Here is a 23198-nt window from a genome sequence, read left to right as displayed (position 1 = left end):
ACGCATGAGTACATAAGAAAATACTATTTGGAATTCGCATACTGCCTCTACCAGAATGCATGAACCACATGCATGACTGAGATCAAACAGGCAGATGGAACTCCGACAACTCGAAGCGTTTGCCGCGGTCATGTCGACCGGCAGCGTCACCGCAGCGGGCAAGCTGCTGGGACGCTCGCAACCCGCCATCAGCCGGCTCATCCAGGATCTGGAAGCGGAAATCGGCTATGCCCTGTTCACACGCGCGGGGCCGCGCGTCTCGCCGACGGAGCAGGGTTTCCTGCTGTACGAAGACGTTGAGCATACGCTGATCAGCTTACGGCAGATCCGCACCCGTGCCGAAGAAATCGCGCGCGGCGAGGCACGCCCGCTGCGCCTGGCAGCGACGTCCGCATTGGCCGCCGGCTTGCTGCCCGCTGCCTTGGCTGATGAGCCCGGACTCGCGCAGCACATCCAGATTCGCAGCGCCTCGCCCGAGCAGGTTGTGCACGCCGTGCTGACCGGCGCTGCCGACCTTGGCCTCAGCAGCCTGCCGCTGGAGCATCGTGGCGTCACCGTGCATTGGATCGGGGAAGCCGCCTGCGTGGCCGCCGTGCAGACACACGACCCGTTGGCCGCCGGGAAGCGCGTGGCGTTGGCCGATTGCGCGGGACAGCGGATCATCACGATGCACAACCCATATCGATTGCGCCGCCGTCTGGACCAAGCGCTAGCGAAGGCTGGCGTGGAACCAGCCTCGCTCATCGAGACGAATGCCTCGCTGAATGCGCTGGCCGCCGTGCGTGCGGGCCTGGGCGTCGCGTTGCTGGAGCCCGTGACGGCCTACGGCGTGCCAATCGACGGCGTGACCGTGCGCCCCATCGACGCCGACATCCCCTTCTTCTTTGGCGTGATCACGCCCGAGGCCAAGCGGCCATCGGCGGCGGTGACTTCCCTGACCGACGCGCTCGCGCAGGCAGCGCGGCGCCTGCTGCCGGACTGCAAGCTGCACGACCCGGCGCGCCACGCCAGCATGCTGCAGGTGCTGTATGGCGAATCCATCAACGAAACCGAAGGCGCGTCCGCATGACCGCTGCACAACACGACAACGCGCCGCAAGTCACCGGGCTCGCAGCGCTGGAAGCCCGTTTGCACCAGGACCTCTCCTGGCTTGAACTCCCCGCGAAAAACTGGACGCTGCCACACACGTTAGAGGGCCAACCCGTGCTGGATGTGGCCGTTATCGGCGGCGGCATGGCTGGCCTGGCGGCAGCGGCAGCGCTCAAGCATCTTGGCATCGGCGCGGTGATATTCGACCGCTCGCCCGCCGGCTTCGAAGGCCCGTGGGCAACGACGGCGCGCATGGAAACGCTGCGCTCGCCAAAGCAACTGACGGGCCCTGCGCTCGGCCTGCCGGCGTTGACGTTTCGCGCATGGTTTGAAGCGCAGTTCGGCACCGATGCGTGGGAGGTGCTCGACAAGATTCCGCGCCTGCAATGGATGGACTACCTGCGCTGGTACCGCCGCGTGCTCCAGCTCGACGTGCGCAACGACCACCACGTGAAGGCGATCCACCCGCGCGTGGATGGCGCCGTTGAACTGCTGATCGACGCGCCGGGCCAACCGACGCAGCGCGTGTTTGCGCGCCGCGCGGTGTTGGCCACCGGGCGTGACGGGCTCGGCGGTGCATCCGTGCCGGACTTTGCGCACCGGCTGCCGCGCCGCTGGTGGGCGCATTCGTCCGACGAGATGGATTACGGCACGCTGGCCGGCAAGCGCGTGGGCGTGATCGGCGCAGGCGCATCCGCGATGGATTCGGCCGCGACGGCGCTGGAAGCCGGTGCCGCCAGCGTCGACATGCTGATCCGCCGCCCCGACCTGCCGCGCGTGAACAAGGGCAAGGGCGCCGGCAGCCCAGGCCTCGTGCATGGTCACCTGCATCTGCCCGACGCATGGAAATGGCGCATCCGCCATTACATCAATGTCGAGCAGGTGCCCCCGCCGCGCGGCAGCACGCTGCGTGTGTCGCGGCATCCGAATGCGCGCTTCAACCTGGGTTGCGGCATCCTGGGCGTCGACGAGCACGACGGCGTGCTGCACGTGGCCACCACCAAGGGCGTATTCCAACTGGACTTCCTGATCTTCTCGACGGGCTTTCGCACCGATTGGGCCTCGCGCCCCGAGTTCAGCGCACTGGCACCGCATATCCGCCAATGGCGCGACCGCTATACGCCGCGCCCCGGCGAGGAAGACGCGGAACTCGCCGATTCGCCCGATCTCGGCCACGCGTTCGAATTTCGCGAGAAAACGCCCGGCACGCTGCCCGGCCTGTCGCGCGTGCATTGCTTCTGCTATCCGGCGTCGGTCACGCACGGCAGCGTTTCGGGCGACATCCCGGCCATCAGCGAAGGCGCGAAGCGTTTGGCGCAGGGCATAGCCGGCTTGCTGTACCAGGAAGACATCGACGCGCACTACGCCGCCATCCAGGCCTACGCCGAGCCGGAAATCTTCGGCGATGAATGGACGCCCGCCCCGCCCCCCGGCGTGGAAGCGAATGCCACTTCCGGCCAGGAGGCTGCCCGATGACAGGTTGGCTCATCCGCCGCATCGGCCAGGCGCTGCTGGTCGTGCTGGTGATGACGGTGATCGTCTTCATCGGCCTGCACGCCATCGGCAACCCGGTCGACATCCTGATCGGCCAGGACGTGGACCAGATCGACCGCGCGCGCATCATTGCCGAGCTGGGTCTGGACAAACCGCTGTGGGAGCAATATCTCGCCTTCCTGAACGGCGCGCTGCACGGCAATCTGGGCAAGAGCTTCGTCTACAACGAACCAGCCATCCAACTGATCCTGCAGCGCCTGCCGGCCACGCTGGAGCTGGCGTTTTCGGCACTGATCATCGCGGTGGTGATCGGCGTGCCGCTGGGACTGTTCGCGGGACTGTATCCGCGCCATCCGGTGTCGCGCCTGCTCATGACGGGCAGCGTGGTGGGCTTTTCGCTGCCGACGTTCTGGGTGGGGCTGATGCTGATCATGGCGTTCAGCGTGAGCCTCGGCTGGCTGCCCGCAAGCGGACGCGGCGAAACGGCACGCCTGTTCGGCATCGAATGGTCGTGGCTGACGCTGGATGGGCTGCGGCACCTTGTGCTGCCGGCGGTCAACCTGTCGCTGTTCAAGCTCTCGCTGGTGCTGCGGCTGACGTCTGCTGGCGTGCGCGAGGTGCTGCCGCTGGACTTCGTGAAGTTCGCGCGTGCCAAGGGCCTGTCGCCGCTGCGCGTGGTGCTGGCGCACGTGCTGCGCAATACGCTGATCCCGCTGGTGACGGTGCTGGGCCTGGAGTTGGGCTCGACCATCGCCTTTGCGGTGGTGACGGAAAGCATCTTCGCGTGGCCCGGCGCGGGCAAGCTCATTCTCGATAGCATCAACTCACTGGACCGGCCGGTCATCGTGTCTTACCTCATCGTCGTGGTGTGCCTGTTCGTGTCGCTCAACCTGATCGTCGACATCCTGTATCGGATGCTGGACCCGCGCGTGCGTGCGGCGGACAGCGCGGAGGCTGCATGATGAATACGACTTCGCAATCCACGACCGCGACAGCGGTGTCCGCCCCGCGCAAGCAATCGCCGTGGCGGCGCGTGGCGTCGGATTTCCTCGCCTCCAAGGCGGCCATCTTCGGCCTGGTGGTTGTCGTGGTGCTGATTCTGGCTGCGCTGGCCGCACCCTGGATCACGCCGCAGAATCCGTACGACCTGATGCAGCTCGACGTGCTCGACTCGCGTCTGCCGCCAGGTTCGCCGAATGGCTTGGGGACGTTCACGTATTGGCTCGGGACGGATGGCCAGGGGCGTGACCTCTACTCCGGCATCCTCTATGGCTTGCGCATCAGCCTGGGCGTGGGGATCGGTTCAGCGGCCGTAGCGGCGGTGATCGGCACGCTGCTCGGCCTCATTGCGGCGTATGCCGGTGGCCGCGTCGACAGCATCATCATGCGCACGGTCGACCTGCTGCTGTCGTTCCCCTCGGTGCTGGTGGCGATGATGATCCTCGCCTATCTCGGCAAGAGCATCACCAATGTCGTGCTGACGCTGGTGCTGCTGGAGTGGGCGTATTACGCGCGGACGGTGCGCGGCCAGGCCCTCGTCGAGCGTCGCCGCGAATACGTTGAAGCCGCGCGTTCGCTCGCCCTGCCCAGCTGGCGCATCGCGCTCAAGCACATCCTGCCGAACTGCCTGCCGCCGCTGATCGTCGTGGGCACGCTGCAGGTGGCGCGCGCGATCACGCTGGAAGCCACGCTGTCGTTCCTGGGCCTGGGCGTGCCGATTACCGAGCCGTCTCTCGGCCTGCTGATTTCCAACGGATACCAATACATGCTGTCTGGCCAGTACTGGATCAGTTTCTATCCGGGCATCGCGCTGCTGCTGGCGCTGGTGGCCATCAACCTAGTGGGCGACCGCCTGCGTGAAGTGCTGAACCCGAGGGCGCAGCGATGACGGCGTCCAGCAACGCGACCACACTCGAAGTCCGCAACCTGCGCACGCATTTCTTCACGCGCGAAGGCGTGCTGCCGGCCGTGGACGATGTGTCGTTCTCGCTCGCGCGCGGACGCATCCTGGGGCTGGTGGGCGAATCGGGCTCAGGCAAGTCCGTTACCGGCTTCTCGATCATGGGCTTGGTGGACCCGCCCGGCCGCGTGGTCGGCGGCGAGATCCTCTATCAGGGCCGCGACCTCACCAAGCTCGCCCCGCGCGAGCTGCGCAAGCTGCAGGGCAACCGCATCGCCATGGTCTTCCAAGACCCGATGATGACGCTCAACCCCGTGCTGCGCATCGATGCCCAGATGATCGAGGCCGTGCGCGCGCACAGCAGCATGAGCCACAAGCAAGCCCGTGAACATGCGCGCGACACGCTCGGCCTGATGGGCATTCCGAGCCCCGAAGAGCGGCTGCGGGCGTATCCGCATCAGCTTTCCGGCGGCATGCGCCAGCGCGTGGCGATTGCCATTGCGATGCTGCATCGGCCCGACCTGATCATTGCCGACGAACCGACCACGGCGCTGGACGTGACCATCCAGGCGCAGATCTTGTCTGAAGTGCAGAAGCTCGCGCGCATGCACGGCACGGCGCTGATCTGGATCACGCATGACCTGTCTGTCGTTGCCGGGCTGGCCGACGAGGTGGCCGTGATGTACGCCGGGCGAATCGTCGAACACGGCCCGGTTGATGCGGTGCTCGATGCCCCGCTGCACCCCTACACCATGGGCCTGATCGACAGCCTGCCGAGCGAGAACCGGCGCGGCCAACGCCTGCGCCAGATTCCCGGGATGACACCGAACCTGCTGTCGCTGCCGGCAGGCTGCGCGTTTGCGGCACGCTGCCCGCGTGCCACCGATGTCTGCAGCGTCCACCCGGAGATCACGCAACCGATCGTTGGTCGCCTCGTGCGCTGTTTCCATCCGGGCGCGCAGCACGCTTCCTCGCGGGAGGTCGCATGAGCACGTCGCTTGTCGAACTCAAGCAGGTCAGCAAACGCTTTGGCGATCGCAAAGTCGGCGCGGGTGATCGCGTCTTGCAACGCTTCGGCCTGGCACATCCGCCGGCAATCGTTCGTGCGGTCGACGGTGTCGACCTTGCGATCCAGCCCGGTGAAGTCGTCGGCCTTGTCGGCGAATCGGGCTGCGGCAAATCCACGCTCGGCCGGATTGCCGCCGGCTTGATGCCGCCATCGGACGGCGAGGTACGCGTTGACGGCAAAGGTGTCGATGCGCTCTCCGCAGACGAAGCCCGCGCCGCGCGCCTGAAGATCCAGATGATCTTCCAGGACCCGTATGCGAGCCTCAACCCGCGCCTGCGCGTGGAAGAGATCGTTGGCGAAGCGGCCCGCGTGCACGGCCTGACCGACCGCGCCCACTTTGCCGATTACGTGGCTGCGCAGATGCAGCGCGCGGGCCTGGACCCCGCCCTGCGCGACCGCTACCCGCATCAGTTCAGCGGCGGCCAGCGGCAGCGCATCGGCATTGCGCGTGCCCTGGCGGTGCAGCCGTCGATGCTCGTCTGCGACGAGGCGGTGGCAGCGCTGGACGTGTCGATCCAGGCACAGATTCTGAACCTGTTCATGGACCTGCGCGAGCAGCTCAACCTGACCTACCTGTTCATCAGTCACGACCTGGGCGTGGTGGAGCACCTCTCAGACCGGGTGGTGATCATGTATCTCGGGCGCGTGGTGGAATCCGCAACGGCGGAGGAAGTCTTCCGCCGCCCGAACCATCCTTACACGCAAACCTTGCTCGCGGAGATCCCGCGTCTGTCAGCCCGTCACAAGACGTTCACCGCCATTCAGGGCGAGATGCCGAGCCCGCTGCATCCGCCCACGGGCTGCCATTTCCACCCGCGCTGCCCGCACGCCATGCCCCGCTGCAAGACCGAAACACCGACGCTGCGCGGCATTGCGGTCAACCACATCAGCGCGTGCCACCTGAACGACGCGACCTGAACGACATTCAATAAGCCAACGATTCCAAAAACAGGAAAAGGGAACCCACGTGAAACGCCTCCTAGCCTCGTCGCTTGCTGTTGCGCTGTTTACCGCTGCCGGCGCTGTCGGCGCGCAGACGCTGAACATCGCCTTTGCCGATCCGCTGTCGTCGCTCGACCCGCAGTTGAACAATCACGCAGGCGACCGCTCCGTCGACGTGCACTTCTGGGATCTGCTGGTCGAGAACAAGTGGAACAAGCTGCAGCCCGGCCTGGCGCTTTCGTGGAAGACGCTGGACCCGAAGACGTGGGAATTCAAGCTGCGCCCGAACGTGAAATGGCACGATGGCCAGCCGTTCACGGCGGATGACGTCATCTTCTCGTACCAGCGCGCGCGCAGCGTTCCGGGCAGCGTGGCAACGTTCGCCGGCTATCTGCGCACGGTGGAATCGGTCACGGCCAAAGACCCTCTGACGCTTATCATCAAGACGAACATCCCGAACCCGGACCTGCCGCTGAACCTCGCGTCCGTGCACATCGTCAGCAAGCATGTGGGCGAAAAATCGTCGACTGAGGACTACAACGCCGGCCGCGCCGTGGTGGGCACGGGCCCCTACAAGTTCGTCTCGTATGTGCCGGGCGATCGCGTGGTGATGGCGCGCAACGACAACTACTGGGGCGGCAAGCAGCTCTGGGAGAAGGTCAACTACCGCTATATCAACAATGCTGCTGCACGCACGGCCAACCTGCTCTCAGGCGAGGTCGATGTCATCGACAAGGTGTCGGTGTCGGACCTTGCGCGCCTGCGCCAGTCGCCCAACGTGAAGGTCTTTGCCTACCCCGGCCTGCGCGTGATGCTGCTGCAGCCGAGCTTCCGCAAGGGCGAAAACCAGTACATCACCGGCAACGACGGCAAACCGCTGCCGAACAACCCGCTGCTGGATGTGCGCGTGCGCCGCGCGCTGTCGCTGGCGATCGACCGCAAGGCAATCGTCGACCGCATCCTGCAAGGCGCCGCCACCGTCGCCAACCAGTGGATGCCGTCAGACACATACGGCTACAACCCCGATGTGAAGGACATCGCCTACGACCCAGCGCAAGCCAAGAAGCTGCTGGCCGATGCAGGCTTTCCGCAAGGCTTCAACCTGGTGATGCACGTGCCGAATGATCGCTACCCGCAAGGCCCCGAGACGGCGCAGGCGGTGGCACAGTTCTGGACCCGCATCGGCGTAAAGGCACGCGTGGAAGTGGTGCCCTGGTCGGTCTACTCGGGCCGGGCCAACAAGAATGAATATGCGATGAGCATGCTGGCGTGGGGCAACGGCACGGGCGAGGCGAGCTACGCGCTCGTCAACGTGCTGGCCACGGTCGACACCAAGAAAGGCCTGGGCGCGTCCAACTGGGGCCATTACAGCAACGCGGCCGTCGACAACGCGCTGAACGCGTCCACGGAAGAATTCAACGTGGAAAAGCGCGCGGCCATCCTGCGCCACTCGATCAAGCTGGTGTCGGATGACGTGGGCGTGATGCCGCTGTACCACTACCAGAACGTATGGGCCGCCAAGAAGGGCCTGAAGGTGACGCCGATGACGAGCGATCGCACGGCAGCGCAAATGGTCACCAAGGACGGCAAGTAAGCGCCATGGGAACGTTCGCGATCGGCGTGACGCCGGCGGATGACCTGATCGACGTATCGCGCAGTGTCGTCGTGACGGGGCTTGCGCCTGGAGCACAGGTGGGCATCGTGGCGCAAACGCGTCGTGGCAATGGCGTGCTGTGGCACAGCCGCGCCGCGTTTGTTGCCGATGCGCACGGCACCGTGGACCTGACGCGCGACGCGCCCGTCTCCGGTGATTACACCGGCGTCAGCGCGATGGGCATCGTGTGGAGCCAGCGGCCGGAAGACGGCAAGGCACGCGAGGTGTTTCCGCAGCCAGCCACGGAGCCGTTGACGACCACGCTGACGGCCACGGCCAGCGGCGAGTCGGTCCATGCGAGCTTCGTGCAACGGCTGGCCGCACCGGGCGTGACGCGCCACGATGTGCGCGACGAAGGTCTTGTTGGCACGCTTTACCTGCCCGATCCGTATGCGCACCCGGGCCCGCGCCCTGCCGTGCTCATCCTCAACGGCTCGGGCGGCGGCATCAACGAGCCACGCGCGGCACTGTTTGCCTCGCACGGTTATGCCGCCTTTGCGCTTGCGTACTTCAAAGCGCCGGGGCTGTCGGACTACATCTCGAACACGCCGCTGGAATACTTCGAGCGCGCGCTCGCCTGGCTGCGCACGCGCGTGGCCCCGCTGCACGACTTCGTTGCTGTGAGCGGCCAGTCGCGCGGCGGGGAATTGGCATTGCTGCTGGGCGCGACGTTTCCTGAAGCGGTGTCTGCGGTGATCGGCTACGTGCCGGGCGCCGTCGTGCACAGCGGGCAGAACGCCGCCGACCCCGCTATCGGACGCGAGGGCCCAACGTGGTTGTATCGCGGTCAGCCGCTGCCGCATCTGTGGGAAGGCAACCGCATCGCGACCTGGGCACCGTTTGACGAAGGTCCCGCGCCGCATCGGCATGAACGCGCCATCCGCACGGCACTGCAAGATGCAGACGCGGTGGCACGCGCGCGTATCCGCATCGAACGCGCACGCGGGCCGGTGTTGCTGCTCTCCGCCACCGATGACGGCTCCTGGCCCTCGAGCGATTACTCGCGCATGGTCACCGGCAAGCTGGCCGAGGTACGCCACCCCTACCCCGTCCAACATTTCGATTACGAAGGCGCGGGTCACGCCATCGTCTTCCCTTACGTGCCGACGACGCAGCTCGTCTATGCGCACCCGGTGTCTGGCCGCATCAGCACCGGCGGTGGCGAGCCACGCGCCAACGCCCGCGCCGATGCCCAATCGTGGGCAGCGGTGCGGCGCTTCCTCGCCAGCGCAGTGGCTGCGCGCGGCGCCTCCGTACCCGATTCTCGGAGCCTTTCATCCATGGATTTCACGCCCGCACAAGACGTGGTCGACCAGATTGCTGACCTCGGCGACGGCAGCCCCACGCATGCGCTGCGCCACGCCCGCGAAAAAGTCGCAACGGCCACGCAAGGCAGCTACGAAGCGCTGTTCGACGCCGCCCTGCCCGGCCTCACGCTGGGCGAACGCCTGCTCGTGGCGCTGTACGCCTGCCGCCTGACGCCCGCGCCGGAACTGGCCGAGCACTATCACGCGCACCTCGCGAACACGCCGGTCGACGCAACTGCACTGCAAGCGGTGGACCATGGCGATATCGACACGCTGACCGACGCACGCCTGCGCGCCATCCTCACCTTCACGCGCACGCTCGTCGAGCGCCCCATCGAAGGCGACCGCGATGCGCTGTTGCGCCTGCCCGCAGCGGGCCTCGCCACGGCCGACGTGGTGACGCTCGCGCAGCTCATCGCTTTTCTGTCGTATCAGACGCGGCTCGTCGCCGGCTTGCGTGCGCTTCGCGAAGCCACCGGCACCGGCAGCGCCGCCGCCTCCACGGAGACCGCAGCATGACCGAGATCATCCGCACCCACGGCTTCACCAATGAATCGCTGGAGTGGCAAGCGTGGCTCGATGTGGTCGACCTCGACCGCGCCACGCCCGAGCAGATCGCCGTGCTGGAAGAAAGCCACCCGAAGGCGAAAACATCGGATTACTACCGCTTTCTCGTTCACCAGCCCGCGATCCTGCGGCAGCGCTCGGCGGCGTTCAACGCGATCATGTATGCGCCGGGCGGCCTGTCGCGTGCTGAACGCGAACTCGCCAGCGCAGTCGTGTCGCGCGTGAACGGCTGCGTGTATTGCGCGTCTGTCCACGCGCAACGCTTCGAGCAGCTTGCCAAGCGCAACGACGTGATCAAGCAGGTCTTTGAAGACCCGCACATTGCAGGCACGAATGCGCGAGAGCGTGCCATCGTGCTGTTCTCGATCGACCTGACACTGCGCCCGGGCGAAGTGCGCAGCGAAGACCTGAAACCGCTCAAGGACGCTGGCCTGACCGATGCGGAGATTCTCGATCTGATACACGCGGTGGCCATTTTTGCGTGGGCGAATCGGCTGATGCTGAATCTGGGCGAACCCGTGTTTCCGGACGCGGCCTGAGCCGGGCGGTATCGCACCAAAGAAGAAGCCGCAGGCACACACCTGCGGCTTTTGTGTTGTGGATAGCCTAGCGCGCGCCGTCCGTCGTGGGTGCACGCGTTCCTTCGGTATAGGAATCGAATTTTCCCGCCCTTGCGCCGTCCGCATACACGTCGAACCTCGTGGCCAGTCCGCCATCGGTGTAAGGAGTGCGCACCTCCATGGCGGCGCTGCCATCCGTGTACACATCCCGTGTGGCGCTCGCATGCGTCACGGTTGCACCTGATGCTGCAACGATTGCAGTGACGACGATCCACAGTCTCCTGTCCATTTCACACCTCCTTTCCTGCAGGATGGGCTTCCTGCAACCAACCGATCAAAATGCGCATGCTCACGACGCGGGTCTCACGTTCTGGTTGACGCGGAACAGGTTGCCCGGATCGTATCTGGCCTTAATCGCGGCCAACCTGGCGTAGTTGTCGCGGTAGGTGGCCTGCACCCGCTCCTGGCCCTCGTCCATCATGAAATTCACATAGGCCCCACCCGCCGAATAGGGATGCAGTGCGTCCCAGTACCCTTTGCACCAATTCGTGATGCGCTCGCGCTGGCCAGGGTCGGGGTCAACGCCCACGATGACGGCCGCCCATTTCGAATCACGGTAGGCGAACGGCGTTTCCTTGCGCCCCATGCGATGCACGGCAGCGTCGATGGGATACAGGTGCATCGTGGAATGCATGGTCGGCAGTTTCGAACCATGTTCCACATGCAGTGCAATGGCATCTTCCGGGAGCTCGTTGACGAAGTCGGCGCGCCAATACCACTGCAGGCCGGGCGGATAGAGAGCATCGAAGGCGGTTTGCAACATCGGATAGGGCATGGCCCCTACGCCGTACAGCGCGGGCTGTTGCGCTCGAACAGGCGCGAATGCCTCTTCTGCCGCTGCAGGGTCGCCCGTGTAGCACCATACAACGCCGCACATCTTCTGCAGATGCAGCGCGGGCGGGAACGGTGGTGCTGGCGGCACCGTAAGAAAAGCGAAGAAGCCGTTGAGTTCGGGCGGTGCCTTCGGCAGGAAGTCGCGATACCAGCGCAGAACGTCGGCGGCTTTATCAAGCGGCCACAGCGTGGGACCCGCCACCACATTGCTCACCGCATGCAGGCGGAACTCGAATGAGGTTACGACCCCGAAGTTGCCACCGCCACCGCGCACCGCCCAAAACAGGTCGTCATTGACATGCGCATTGGCAGTGACGAAGCTGCCGTCGGCCAGCACGATATCGACCGACAGCAGATTGTCGATCGTCAGGCCAAATCGCCGTGCCAGATGACCGATCCCTCCTCCCAGGGTTAGCCCGCCAACCCCGGTGGTGCTGATGATGCCCGCCGGCGTTGCGAGACCGAATGCGTGCGTCGCATGATCGACGTCTCCCCATGTGCAGCCGCCTTCGGCACGCACCGTGTGGGCAACAGGATCGACACGAATGCCGCGCAGACGGGCCAGATCAATCACCAAACCGTCGTCACACACGCCCAGACCGCCGCCATTGTGAGCGCCACCGCGCACGGCCAGCAGCAAGCCGTTGTCGCGCGCGAAATTGACTGACGCAATCACGTCGGCTACGTCCGAGCACTGCGCGATGAAGCGCGGCCGCTTGTCGATCATCGCGTTGTAGACACGGCGTGCCGCGTCGTAGTTCGGATCGTCCGGTTCGACGAGCGCCCCCCGCAATTGCGCACGGAAAGCCTGCACCGTGGTGTCTTCGAGCATGTTGATCTCCTAGGCAAGCGTGGCCGGACCGATCTGGCTGTGTCTGCAGAGCGGAAAATCAGGCGCGAGGAATAGTGATGGAAGTCTAGAAGCGGGACATCGTCCGTTCTATCCGCTGCCTTGATCATTTTTGTGTGGCGGCCGGTCTGCCCCGGGATAGTCAATACTGACTATTTGTTTTGCCCCATCTTCGGCCTTCAATAAAACGCAATGGCGGCACGGCCCGTCGAAGCGTCAGGAGGGAAGAAAAATGCCGCTGTTTCTCATCGAACGCCAGTTTGCGGAACAATTGGAGATCGGCGCCGCAAGCGTTGCGAACATCCAGCACATCAATGCAGATGTTGGTGTGAACTGGGTCTTCTCTTTCCTCTCTGCCGACCGCAAGAAAACCTATTGTCTTTACGAAGCTCCAAGCGCGGATGCCATCCGACAGGCGGCACACTTGGCAAGCCTGCCTGCTGACGTCGTGATCGAGGTGACCCAAGTGCGTCCGGAGAGCTTCGTGTGACGCTCTGCAACCATGCATTGCGCTCGCTGCCACCGATTGTGCCGGCCCGACGCGAGGTTTTGCGACGGCTGCGGCATACCGCTACCGACTGACTCGGCAGCGCGAAGCGACAGCGCATGCGACACCGACAATGCGCCAGCGACGGCGCGCTTCGTTGGCCGCGAGCGTGAGCTCGAGGTACTGGGCCGCCTGCTGGCGCGAGCGCAAGACGGCACTGGCGGCATTGCGGCGTTGGCGGGGGAACCCGGCATCGGCAAAACGCGCACCGCCGAAATTGTTGCCCAACAGGCCGAGCAACGCGGCATGCAAGTGCTCTGGGGCCGCTGCAACGAAGAGCCCGGCGCACCGCCCTACTGGCCTTGGCAACAACTGGTACGAAGTTGGATTGCCTCACACGACGAAGACAGCATCCACCAGGCATTGGCCTGTGGGGTAGCGCCGCTCGCGGAAATCGTTCCCGACCTTGCCGATCGGCTGCCCGATCCGGTGCGTGATCGCGCAGTTGCCACGCCAAGTACCGAAGTCGCGCAGGCGCGCTTCCGACTCTTCGATGCCGTAAACACTTTCTGGCAGCGCGCAGCACAACAGCATCCGCTGCTGCTCATCCTCGACAACCTGCACTGGGCCGACGCGTCGTCCCTGCGCCTGCTCGAGTTTCTTGCACCCGACGTGTGCAGCAATCGCATTCTTCTCCTCGTGACGTACCGTGATGTCGAGCTATCGAGACAGCACCCGCTGTCGGCCACGCTAGGCGAACTGGCGCGCCAACCACGCTTCGAACGATTGCGCCTGAGGGGGCTGACCCATGCGGAAACAGCGCACATGATGGAACTGGCTGATGACACGACCGTCGCCCCCTCGCTGGTCGATGCGGTCCACGCGCAAACGGAAGGCAACCCCTTGTTCGTGGGTGAAATGACCCGCCTGCTGGCACAGGAAAATTCGTCCGCCAGCACGGGCCATGTACTGCGCATTCCGGAGGGCATCAAGGAAGTCATCGGGCGCCGCTTGAGTCGTCTGTCCGCGAATGCGAATAAGGTGCTTACCGCCGCAGCGGTCATCGGCCGCGCATTCGAATTCCGTCTGCTAACCGCGCTGGCCGGCGACGTCGACGAAGAGACCTGCAGCGCAGCCATCGACGAAGCCCTGCAGGCGCGTGTGGTCGAGGCCTTGCGCGACCCCGGCCACTATCACTTTGCCCATGCCTTGTTCCGCGAGACCCTCTACGACGAGATTCCCATCCCTCGACGCAGCCGGCTCCATCTGAAGCTGGCGCGTGCCATCGAGATGATTCACGGCGACGACCCCGAGCCGCATCTGCCAGCGCTGGCCTATCACCACTGGGCCGCCCTGCCCGGAGGGGACGCCGCACTCGCGGTGGATTACGCGCAACGTGCAGCGCGGCGAGCCGACCGCCAGCTCGCGCACGAAGAATCGGCACGCTACTGCCAGATGGCACTGCAGGCCATGGATGCTGGCAGCGGCCTGGCGCGCGAGACACGCTGCAGCTTGCTGAATGCGCTAGGTGCCGCGCACAGCCATGCCGGTGATTGGCTCCAGGCCATGCAGACGTTCAAGGAGGCGGCTCGCCTGAGCGCGGAGTATGGCAACGCAAGTGAACTCGCTTGCGCCGCACTTGGTTTCGAAACCGCGAGTTGGGCGCCGGGACTGCCCGGGGGCCCCGCGGCCGAACTCCTGCGCGAGGCCCTCGCAGCCCAGGGCAGCGACGAGCCCGTGATGAGCGCCCGCCTGCTGAGCGCCCTTGCGCGCGCCCTCATCTTCAGCGGCGAGGAGGCACAAGCAAGCCGGGTACATGAGCAGGCCATCGCAGTGGCGCGCCGGGCCGGGGACCCCGCAACACTGGCCGACACCCTGGTTGCGACCGTGTCGCTGCGCTGGCAGCAGGAGCACATTGCCGAGCGCATCGCCGCCTCGGATGAAGCCTACGAACTGGCCCGGCAGGCCGGCGACCGCACGCTGATGTGCGCAACACGCGCGTGGCGCTTCTTCGATGACTTTGAACTCGGCGACATGGCTGCCTGGCGAGCGAATCTTGAGGAATACGAGCGCAGCGGAGAGACGCTGCGCCAGCCCTTCATCCATTACACCGCCAGCATGTCGCGTGCCATGCATGCGCTGTTCGAAGGGCGCTTTGCCGATGCGGAGCGCTTGATCCCCAACGCTTACGAGATCGCGCGGCGCATGCCCGGCATGGATGCCGCCGGCGTCTACGGCGTACAGATGTTCATGCTGCGCCGCGAACAGGGCCGGCTGCACGAAGTGGCACCTCTGGTCGAACATTTCGTTGAGCACACCAGCGCGATGGGCATCTGGCAGCCGGGCATCGCCTTGATGCGCGCTGAGCTTGGGCAGTTGGAAGCAGCACGCAAGACGTTTGACACGCTGGCCAACGCCGACTTCCTCACGATTGCGCGCGATGGTGTCTGGGTAGCCAATCTCACGTATCTGGCCATCGTGTGTCATGCGCTTGGCGATGCCGCCAGGGCGGCGGCACTGTACCAACTACTTGCCCCGTTCAGTAGGCGCAACCTGGTGTTCGGCACCGCGATCGCCTCATTCGGCGCAGCCGATGCGATCCTGGGCGCATTGGCCACAACGATGGGCAACTGGCCGCAAGCGCAACAACATTTTCAGGCCGCCCTGGCGATGAATGAACGCCAAGGTGCAAGGCCGGCGCTCGCGCGCACGCGGCTGGACTTTGCGCAGATGCTCTTACGTCGCGGCGAGCCGAGCGATCTCGATCGCGCCGATGCCTTGTTGAGCGCTGCAGAAGACGAGGCGGCAACGCTCGGGATGGCCAGTTTGCTGGCGCGCATCGAGGCCGCCAGAGCGTCGATCAAGGCAGCTCCGGTGGAGCACTATCCTGCGGGGTTGAGCCGACGCGAAGCCCAGGTGCTCCGCCTGGTTGCGCAGGGCAAGGGCAACCGCCAGATTGCCCGTGAGCTGTTCGTCAGCCCCAACACCGTGGCAAACCACGTGAGCAGCATCCTGAGCAAGACGCACAGCGCCAATCGCGCGGAGGCGGCAGCGTTTGCCATCCGCCATGCGCTGTTGTGAATTCGACGCCGCTGCAGCAGACCATCAGACGATGGGCAACTGCCTCACCGGTTTGCCCGTCAACTGCGCCACGGCGTGGGCCACGGCTGGCGCGATGGGCGGCACACCCACCTCGCCCATGCCGCTGGGTTCTGCCGTGCTCGGCACGATGTGCGTTTCAATGACGGGCGCCTCAGCCATCTTGAGCGCCGGATAGTCTGGGAAGTTCGACTGCACGACCTGGCCGGCCTTGATGTCGATCCGACCATATAGCGCCGCTGTCAGACCAAAGATGACCGCGCTTTCCATCTGCTGCGCAACGATGCCCGGGTTGACCACCGTGCCGCAGTCGACCGCGCAGACAACGCGGTGCACGCGCGGCTTGCCGTCCTTCATCGACACCTCCACGACCTGCGCAACCACGGAGCCGAAGCTTGGGTGCAGGGCAATGCCGCGTGCACGCGGCGCGCCGTCGGCTGCCGGGGCGAGCGGTTGCCCCCAGCCGGCGGCCTCGGCGGCAGTGTCCAGCACCTTCAGCTCACGCGGGTGGGCATTCAGCAAATCGCGCCGCATCGCTAGCGGGTCAAGTTTGGCTGCCGTCGCCACGTCGTTGAGAAAGCCCTCCATGAAGAACCCGTTGTACGAGTGGCCAACGCTGCGCCAGAACCCCACGGGAACCGGCAGATCGACTGCCAGGTGGGCGATGTGCTCGTGCTCGATTTCGTAGGGCAAGTCGAACAGGCCTTCAGCGGTATAGCGATCGATACCCGCCGACGGCGCGCCAAACAGTCGATCCAGCTCGCCTGCCAGAATCGATTGGCCAGCGCTGCGCGACGCAATCGCCGTGACCTTGCCGTTCTCGACACGCGCCTTGAGCCGAGCGATGGCGTGCGGGCGATAAAAGTCATGGCGAACGTCCTCTTCACGCGACCAGATGACCTGCACGGGCTTGCCATCGGTCTTGGTGGCGATGGTGACGGCTTGACCGATGAAATCCGATTCCAGCCGCCGCCCGAAACCGCCGCCGATGAGCGGGATGTCGATATGCACCTTGTCGCCGCTGACACCAGCCGCGCGTGCCGCCACCAGTTGCGCCAGCGTGGCGACCTGCGTGGGCGCCCAGAGATGCACGCCGTCCTGCGTCACCTGCGCGGTGCAGTTGATCGGCTCCATCGTGGTGTGCGCAAGATACGGCGCGGTGTATTCCGCCTCGACGAGGGTGGCGCCATCGGCCTTGCCGAAGGCTTTCAGGCCGTCGCCCATCGATCGATACGTAAAGCCGCCCTTGTCGCTATCGAGCGCGCTGACGAGTTGCTGCCGAATGCCTGCGGAATCGAGCTTGGCATGCGAGCCGTTGTCCCACACGGGCTCGATCGTTGCCAGCGCCTGACGCGCCTGCCAGTAATGATCAGCCACCACCGCCACGCCGGGTGCGCCGCCGGCAGTGCCCTCAAACGGCACCACGTAACGCACGCCCGGCATGCCAAGCGCCGCTTTCGATTGAAACGTCTGGAGCTTGCCGCCAAACACGGGGCACATCACGACGGCGGCATACAGCATGCCGGGCAAGCGCGTGTCGATGGAAAAGCGCGCGCTGCCATCTGTCTTGGCCGCAAGATCATTGCGCGGCGCCGGCTTGCCGATCAACTGGTATTGCGAGGCCGGCTTGAGCGTGACGTTGGACGGCGCAGAAATACCGCGGGCCGACTTGGCCATGCCGCCAAACGTGGATTGCTTGCCGCCGGGCCCAATCAACTGGCCATCGCGGATGCTGACCTCCGCAGCCGACACGTTCCATTCGCGTGCTGCGGCTTGCACCAGCGCCGCCCGCGCCGTAGCGGCAGCCTCGCGCACCGGCTGCCAGCCATCGGCGGTGCTGCTGCTACCGCCGGTGATGATGAGGCCGATCTCGCGCGCGCTCTTGGCCATGACCCAGTGCAGTGCACGGGCCCAGGTCTTGTCGGCGCTATCGGGATGCAGCGGTAGCGAGCTGTCGCCCATGGCGACGACGTTGCCGTAGATGCGCTCCACGGGCGAGCTTTCGATGCTCACGCGCGAGAGCGGAATGTCCAGTTCTTCCGCCGCCAGCATCGACAGTGCGGTGTGGATGCCCTGCCCCATTTCCACGCGCGGCATGGCGAGCACGACGTTGCCTTCGGGCGTGATCTTGATCCAGCCGTTCAACGCAATCTCGCCGTTGTGCTCAGGGAAGATGCTCGGATCGCCCACGCGGCTACGCGGCGGCATCACGCCCCAACCGACCACCAGTGCGCCACCAATGCCAAGCGCGCCGAGCAGGAAACGGCGGCGTCCGCTACGCGGTTTCGTTGCCTTCGCGTTCATGCGCGGCCCTCCCGCAACGCCTTGGCGGCGCGCTTGATGGCGGCGCGCATGCGCGGATACGTGCCGCAGCGGCAGATGTTGGTCATGGCCGCGTCGATGTCGGCATCGCTCGGATCAGGGTGTTGGGCAAGCAAGTCCGCCGCGGCCATCAGCATGCCGGATTGGCAGTAACCGCACTGGGGCACCTGCTCGTCTATCCAGGCTTGCTGCAGTGCGTGGCGTTTGCCCTCGCCGCCGGCAAGTCCCTCGATGGTCGTGATGTGCTTGCCGGCCACGGCCGCCACCGGCAGCACGCAGGACCGCACGGCCGCGCCGTCCACGTGCACCGTGCATGCGCCGCACGCCGCGACGCCGCAGCCGAACTTCGTGCCGGTCAAGTTCAGATGATCACGCAGCACCCACAGCAGGGGCGTGGCCGGGTCGCAATCAACGCTGACCGGCTTGTGGTTGACGTCCAAATCCATGGGGGTGGGGGTCTCCGGATATCGTTATTCTTGCGACTTTTGCGGCAAAGCGTACGTTCAAACACCTTCGCACCGCAATAGAGAGGCCCCTCTGGTTCTGATCGCAAACACTAGAAATACACCCCTCCGGAATGCATGCCACGCGCAACACCTCACGGCATGGCCGGCAGCACAGACCAGCGTTCGACAAGGCTGCCCTGGCTCATCACGACCAATTCGCCAAACTGTTGCAGCACGGCCTCGCTTTGGCGGGGGCGCAGGAAGACGTAATCGTTGGGGCGCAAACGTTGTGCACCCGACCCCACCAGCAGTTGCTGGTTGGACGACATGCCATACAGCTCGCTCAAACCCAGACCCGGGGGCGAAATCGGATCCGCAAACCAATTGCCGCCGTAGATGAAATAGCCGTGCCGCTGGTTGATGTCCCACGCACTGACGAGTTTGCCGATCGTCTCTGCGCCGTCCGGCAGCAGAAAATCGCCCGACTTGAGCACCGGTGTGGCAATGAAGCTGGCCGGCCGCAGATCATCGAGCAGCGGGGTATCGAAGTCATGGGGCTTGACCATGGCTGAGCCAACGGACACTTCGTTCGCAGCACCCTTGCCGTCGTGCAGCCGGTACGTGGGCGAGCCCGCTGCGTTGAAGGTGAGCGCGTCAGGCGAAGCCGGCTTCAACGTACTCAGCACCTGATCGCGGTATGCCTGATAGCTCGCCTTGGCATCGCGCTCCGCCGCTGCGCGCACGCCAGGCAGATCGGGCACCTTGACGATGTGTGGGTCATAGCCCATCAGCCCGCTGAACGCGAGCAACGGTTCGGCGGCAATAAGCGCCAGCATGTCGGCGAGCGCCTTGGCGCTGTTGACGCCGCCCCGATGCAGGCCCACGTCGATCTCGATATTGAGGCGTAACGTCTTGCCCTGCGCACGCGCCATATCGCGGTACTCCGCCACACGTTCCGGCGTGTCGACCAGCCATTGCAGCTGCCGTGCTGGATCAAATGCGCCGCCCTGGAACTGAGCATAGAACGTGCGGGCTGCCAACGCGGGCATCGGCTTGCCAAGCAGCAAATCGGTGTCCGGCCGCTGCTGCGCCAGCGCCAGCAGGTACGGCAGGTTGAACACCATCAACCGCCGCGTACGCGTGACTCGCATCAGTGCATCGAGCATCGGCAGCGAAGGCAGCGACTTCGCCACCAGCCGTAACCCTGTACGGCCGTTGATGTTGCGAGCGACCTGCTCGGCGTTGGCAAACATCCGATCACGATCAATGACCATGACGGGCGTGCCGATACCTGCCTTCTCCAGCACGTTCGACAACGCGGCGAAATACGCGTCGTGCGCCCCGCCCTTATTGCTCGGCCGCAGCGCGGCAACACCGGCCAACGCGGCAACCCCCGCGCCGGCCAACAGAATGCGACGGCGCTTGCGATCAGCCACGGTTCACCCCAAACAACTGATGCAGATACGGGTTGAGCATCTTGCCCTCCGGGTCGAGTTTCTCGCGCGCTGCCAGGAAATCGTTCCAGCGCGGATACAGCGCAGCAAGCCTGTCGGGGCCAACGGCGTGCAGCTTGCCCCAATGCGGGCGACCTTCGTACTTGCGGTAGACCAGGTCAATTTCCGACAGCAGATAGTCATACGGCTCACCATGCGCGGTGTGCACCGCAATCGAGCAACTGTCACGCTGGTAAAAGGGGCTCAGCCACGCGTCATCGCCTTTAACGAAGCGGAATTCGAGTGGGAAATACACGTCGTCCCGCTTCTCCAGCGTGGCAATCACCTCACGCACGCAATCGATTCCAGCGCTACGCGGCACATGGCACTCGGTCTCGTTAAAGCGTGTCGGGCGCTGCGTCGCCAGCAGCCTCCACGAGCGGTTCTTGGCCTCTTCGGTTTGATCTGCATCGATAAACCGTTGCGCCATCCAGCGACGCAGTTTCGGGAAGTGTCCGAGCCAGTCGCGCAAGCGCTTGAGGTCGCTCAACATGGCCTCGTCAGCGGGTTGCGGGGTGAGCACGTCGTTGCCTTCGTAGACGTCGTGAACGATGCCCGCAGCGTAGCCCGTGAACGGCAGGTAGTAGAACTCGAAGTTACGATGCCGCTCAGCCAAGGCGGGGGCCTCTTCCAACATGGCCTCAATCGGCTTCAGAAACACACGACGATGCAAGTTGTACGCCGGCACCGTACGCAGCGTAACTTGCGTAAGCACGCCCAATGCGCCGAGCGAAACGCGCGCGGCAGAAAGCAAATCGGCATTGCTCTGTTCATTGCATTCGACAATGTTGCCGTCAGGCGTCATCAGCCGCATGCCAATCACATCGGCATGCAACGCCGGCAGGTTCTGGCCGGTGCCGTGCGTGCCAGTCGCAATGGCGCCGGCAAACGACTGCACATCGATATCGGGCAAGTTGCGCATCGCCAACCCTTGCGCATCCAGCAAGCGGGACACCAGCGCCAAACGTGTACCTGCTTGCAACGTGACGGTGCCGGCCACCTTGTCGATCGACACGATGCCAGACATGCGATCGAGCGAAACCAGGGTCGATTCCGTCGGCACCAGCGCGGTAAAGGAGTGCCCCGACCCCACACAGCGCACCCCACGCTCAGCGCCACGCAGTAGCGCGGCCAGCTCTGTTTCGTTTGCCGGCGTGGCAATGGCGGTCGGCTTGCATGACTGAATGCCGGACCAGTTTTGCCAGGATTGGCGGCCGGCATCGGCAGCCGGCAGCCCACTGTCAGCGGCGCTGGCTGAAGCGGTACCGCTTTGTGCAGCCCGCGCTAACGGGCCGTGCCCAGCCAACGCCAGCGCCGCAATGGCGCTCGCGCCCGCCTTGAGCGCCGCGCGCCGCTGTTGCGTCGATACCGGAGCCGCTTTACTGAGTCGATGCATGTGTGTCGTCCTTGCCGTGAATCATGAAGCCGATGAGCGCGCGCAGATCAGCCTGCGAGCAGTCGTTGCACAGCCCTTTGGCGGGCATCGCGTTGAAGCCTTCGGTGGCATGCTTCACCAGTACTTCCATGCCTTGTGCCAGGCGCGGTTGCCATCGCGCGGTTGCGCCAGTGAGCGGTGCTCCGCTGCCGCCGGCCGCGTGGCATGCCATGCAGGAGCGTTCGTACTGAGCGGCTAGCGCCGCGTTGGTAGGGCGTAGCGTCTCGGCGCGCTGCTGTGTGGCCGAGTCCGGCGCAGAAGGCGCGCCGCTGCCGCAGGCGGCCAGCATCAGCGCAGCCATCCAAATGGAAAGCGTGTGTCGTGTCATCAGAAGGAGTGCCGCATGCCAATCATCATGCCGGTCTGGTTGGAACTGATCGTCGGGCTCTGCGTGTTAAGGCCCACCAGTTGGGCGCCGACCAGGCCGCCCTTGTAGCGCGCGCGATCGATTTCTGCGTAGAGCAGCGTGCGCTTGGAGAGGAAGTAGCCGGCCACGAGCTGGTACTGGTTGGCCGAACCGTCGAAGGCATCGGTGTAGCCGGTCTGTCGCGTAAACCAGCCATTGGCTGCCACCACAAACGCGGGTGTCACGTGATAGCTGATGCCGGTAAAGATCATGCGGCGCCGGTCAAAGCCACCAGGCAGCGTCGGGTCGACCGTCTGCTCGGGGGCAATGATGCCCAGGCCCGCAAGGTCCGTCGGGCTGAACGGCCCGTTCGCGAACGAAGTGAAATTGTTGTCGCGCCGGTTCTCGATATAGCCCGCGTGGATCGTGGTGCCGCCGAGCGCCAACTGCGCGCCTGCGGTGTAGACGTCAAAGCGGGCCTTCAGGTTGTCGTCCTTGGTACGCAGGAACGAGGCACCGAGCTTTACCGGCCCCTGCTCCGGCACGTACGAGAGCGACAGCCCGACCTGGCTCCCCCGGCTGAACGAGCCCGGCTGCCCGCCCGGCGCATATTGCGCAAGGAACACCACATCGCCCAGTTGTGCGCCGTAGTGGATCATCTTGTTCGTCTTGCTGCCCGCCATGAAGATGTGCTCGGGCTTGAACAGGTTGACGTACTGGTCCTGATCGCCGCCCGCCCACAGGTTCGATCCGTAGACCATCGTCACGCCTTCCATCACAACGTTGTACTGCCGGCCCAAAGAAAGCTGCCCCAACGTCGATGATTCGATGCCAACCGACGCGATCTGGAAGAACTCCGCGCTGCCCTCCGGCCAGTTTCGTCCGTTGGCCGGGTTGAAGTGGCTCTCCAACTGGAACAGGCCCTTGAGCCCGCCACCGAGGTCTTCCCTGCCTTTGATGCCCCAGTAGCTCTCCGTCATGCCGCCGCCCGGGGTCAGCCCGATCCGCGAGCCGGTGGAAAGCGGCGTGCCGTCTGGGCCGTAACTCACGGCATTGGTCTCATAACGCAAACCGGCGTCCACCAACCCGTATAGCTGCACGCTGCTCTGCGCCATGGCACTGCTGGCCAGCAGCGTTGTCAGCACAGCCAATGCTGCCCCGCAGGCGTTTGTTTCTCTCATGTGGATGTCTCCTCTCCGTCGTTTAAATAACGTTGTTTTTTTTGGTAACGCAATTTTCGTTAT

The 23198-nt window shown here is 64.8% G+C and carries 18 protein-coding genes; 11 read left to right on the top strand and 7 right to left on the bottom strand.

Annotated features, from left to right (window positions below; genetic code table 11):
• Positions 1–94 precede the first annotated feature (94 nt).
• Genes NG898_RS04655 through NG898_RS04615 form a run of 9 tightly spaced genes read left to right on the top strand, consistent with a single transcriptional unit; the run spans position 95 to position 10561 of the window.
• The gene (locus tag NG898_RS04655) at positions 95–1069 is read left to right on the top strand and encodes a LysR family transcriptional regulator (RefSeq protein ID WP_252691272.1); all 975 of its coding nucleotides are present in this window, start codon (positions 95–97) and stop codon (positions 1067–1069) included.
• Positions 1066–2565: a flavin-containing monooxygenase gene (locus NG898_RS04650; RefSeq protein WP_252691271.1), complete on the top strand. Its 1500-nt coding sequence runs from the start codon at positions 1066–1068 to the stop codon at positions 2563–2565. Before NG898_RS04655 ends, NG898_RS04650 begins: the two co-directional genes overlap by 4 nt.
• The gene (locus NG898_RS04645) at positions 2562–3545 is read left to right on the top strand and encodes an ABC transporter permease (RefSeq protein WP_252691270.1); all 984 of its coding nucleotides are present in this window, start codon (positions 2562–2564) and stop codon (positions 3543–3545) included. Before NG898_RS04650 ends, NG898_RS04645 begins: the two co-directional genes overlap by 4 nt.
• Entirely contained in the window at positions 3542–4471 is a 930-nt protein-coding gene (locus tag NG898_RS04640; protein WP_252691269.1) for an ABC transporter permease, read from the top strand. Before NG898_RS04645 ends, NG898_RS04640 begins: the two co-directional genes overlap by 4 nt.
• Positions 4468–5472 (top strand): ABC transporter ATP-binding protein, encoded by a 1005-nt coding sequence (locus NG898_RS04635; RefSeq protein ID WP_252691268.1) that lies wholly within the window; start codon positions 4468–4470, stop codon positions 5470–5472. The genes NG898_RS04640 and NG898_RS04635 overlap by 4 nt, the downstream gene beginning before the upstream one ends.
• The gene (locus NG898_RS04630) at positions 5469–6470 is read left to right on the top strand and encodes an ABC transporter ATP-binding protein (protein WP_252691267.1); all 1002 of its coding nucleotides are present in this window, start codon (positions 5469–5471) and stop codon (positions 6468–6470) included. The genes NG898_RS04635 and NG898_RS04630 overlap by 4 nt, the downstream gene beginning before the upstream one ends.
• A 49-nt stretch (positions 6471–6519) precedes the next feature.
• Positions 6520–8088, top strand: coding sequence for an ABC transporter substrate-binding protein (locus NG898_RS04625; RefSeq protein ID WP_252691266.1), 1569 nt, complete (start codon positions 6520–6522; stop codon positions 8086–8088).
• A 5-nt stretch (positions 8089–8093) separates the two neighbouring features.
• On the top strand, positions 8094–9974 hold the full coding sequence (locus NG898_RS04620; RefSeq protein ID WP_252691265.1) for a CMD domain protein: 1881 nt from the start codon (positions 8094–8096) through the stop codon (positions 9972–9974).
• Complete coding sequence (locus NG898_RS04615) at positions 9971–10561, top strand: peroxidase-related enzyme (protein WP_252691264.1); 591 nt, start codon at positions 9971–9973, stop codon at positions 10559–10561. Before NG898_RS04620 ends, NG898_RS04615 begins: the two co-directional genes overlap by 4 nt.
• Before the next feature lie 370 nt (positions 10562–10931).
• On the opposite strand, the gene NG898_RS04610 is transcribed toward NG898_RS04615, so the two are convergent.
• Complete coding sequence (locus NG898_RS04610; RefSeq protein ID WP_252691263.1) at positions 10932–12308, bottom strand: FAD-binding oxidoreductase; 1377 nt, start codon at positions 12306–12308, stop codon at positions 10932–10934.
• A 250-nt stretch (positions 12309–12558) separates the two neighbouring features.
• Here NG898_RS04610 and NG898_RS04605 point away from each other — a divergent pair, with 250 nt between their 5' ends.
• Entirely contained in the window at positions 12559–12816 is a 258-nt protein-coding gene (locus NG898_RS04605; protein WP_024975397.1) for a DUF4242 domain-containing protein, read from the top strand.
• A gap of 12 nt (positions 12817–12828) precedes the next feature.
• Positions 12829–15894 (top strand): AAA family ATPase, encoded by a 3066-nt coding sequence (locus tag NG898_RS04600; protein WP_252691262.1) that lies wholly within the window; start codon positions 12829–12831, stop codon positions 15892–15894.
• A gap of 24 nt (positions 15895–15918) precedes the next feature.
• Here NG898_RS04600 and NG898_RS04595 read toward each other — a convergent pair whose 3' ends face one another.
• The 6 genes from NG898_RS04595 to NG898_RS04570 all read right to left on the bottom strand — a co-directional run bounded on the left by NG898_RS04595 (position 15919) and on the right by NG898_RS04570 (position 23135).
• The gene (locus tag NG898_RS04595) at positions 15919–18216 is read right to left on the bottom strand and encodes a xanthine dehydrogenase family protein molybdopterin-binding subunit (protein WP_252691261.1); all 2298 of its coding nucleotides are present in this window, start codon (positions 18214–18216) and stop codon (positions 15919–15921) included.
• Positions 18213–18680, bottom strand: a complete 468-nt coding sequence (locus NG898_RS04590) for a (2Fe-2S)-binding protein (protein ID WP_252691260.1) — start codon at positions 18678–18680, stop codon at positions 18213–18215. Before NG898_RS04590 ends, NG898_RS04595 begins: the two co-directional genes overlap by 4 nt.
• A gap of 152 nt (positions 18681–18832) precedes the next feature.
• Entirely contained in the window at positions 18833–20116 is a 1284-nt protein-coding gene (locus NG898_RS04585; RefSeq protein WP_252691259.1) for an alanine racemase, read from the bottom strand.
• Positions 20109–21569 carry a D-arabinono-1,4-lactone oxidase gene (locus NG898_RS04580; RefSeq protein WP_252691258.1) on the bottom strand — a complete coding sequence of 487 codons (1461 nt, stop codon included), beginning with the start codon at positions 21567–21569 and terminating at the stop codon, positions 20109–20111. Before NG898_RS04580 ends, NG898_RS04585 begins: the two co-directional genes overlap by 8 nt.
• A complete protein-coding gene (locus NG898_RS04575; protein ID WP_252691257.1) occupies positions 21553–21936 on the bottom strand; it encodes a c-type cytochrome in 384 nt (127 codons plus the stop codon). The genes NG898_RS04580 and NG898_RS04575 overlap by 17 nt, the downstream gene beginning before the upstream one ends.
• Positions 21936–23135, bottom strand: a complete 1200-nt coding sequence (locus NG898_RS04570) for a porin (RefSeq protein ID WP_252691256.1) — start codon at positions 23133–23135, stop codon at positions 21936–21938. Before NG898_RS04570 ends, NG898_RS04575 begins: the two co-directional genes overlap by 1 nt.
• Positions 23136–23198 lie beyond the last annotated feature (63 nt).

It is taken from the genome of Ralstonia mojiangensis (assembly GCF_023955645.1).
In the GTDB taxonomy this organism is placed as follows: domain Bacteria; phylum Pseudomonadota; class Gammaproteobacteria; order Burkholderiales; family Burkholderiaceae; genus Ralstonia; species Ralstonia mojiangensis.
Note: the sequence above shows the minus strand (reverse complement) of the source record. Positions and strands in the feature narration are given on the sequence as shown.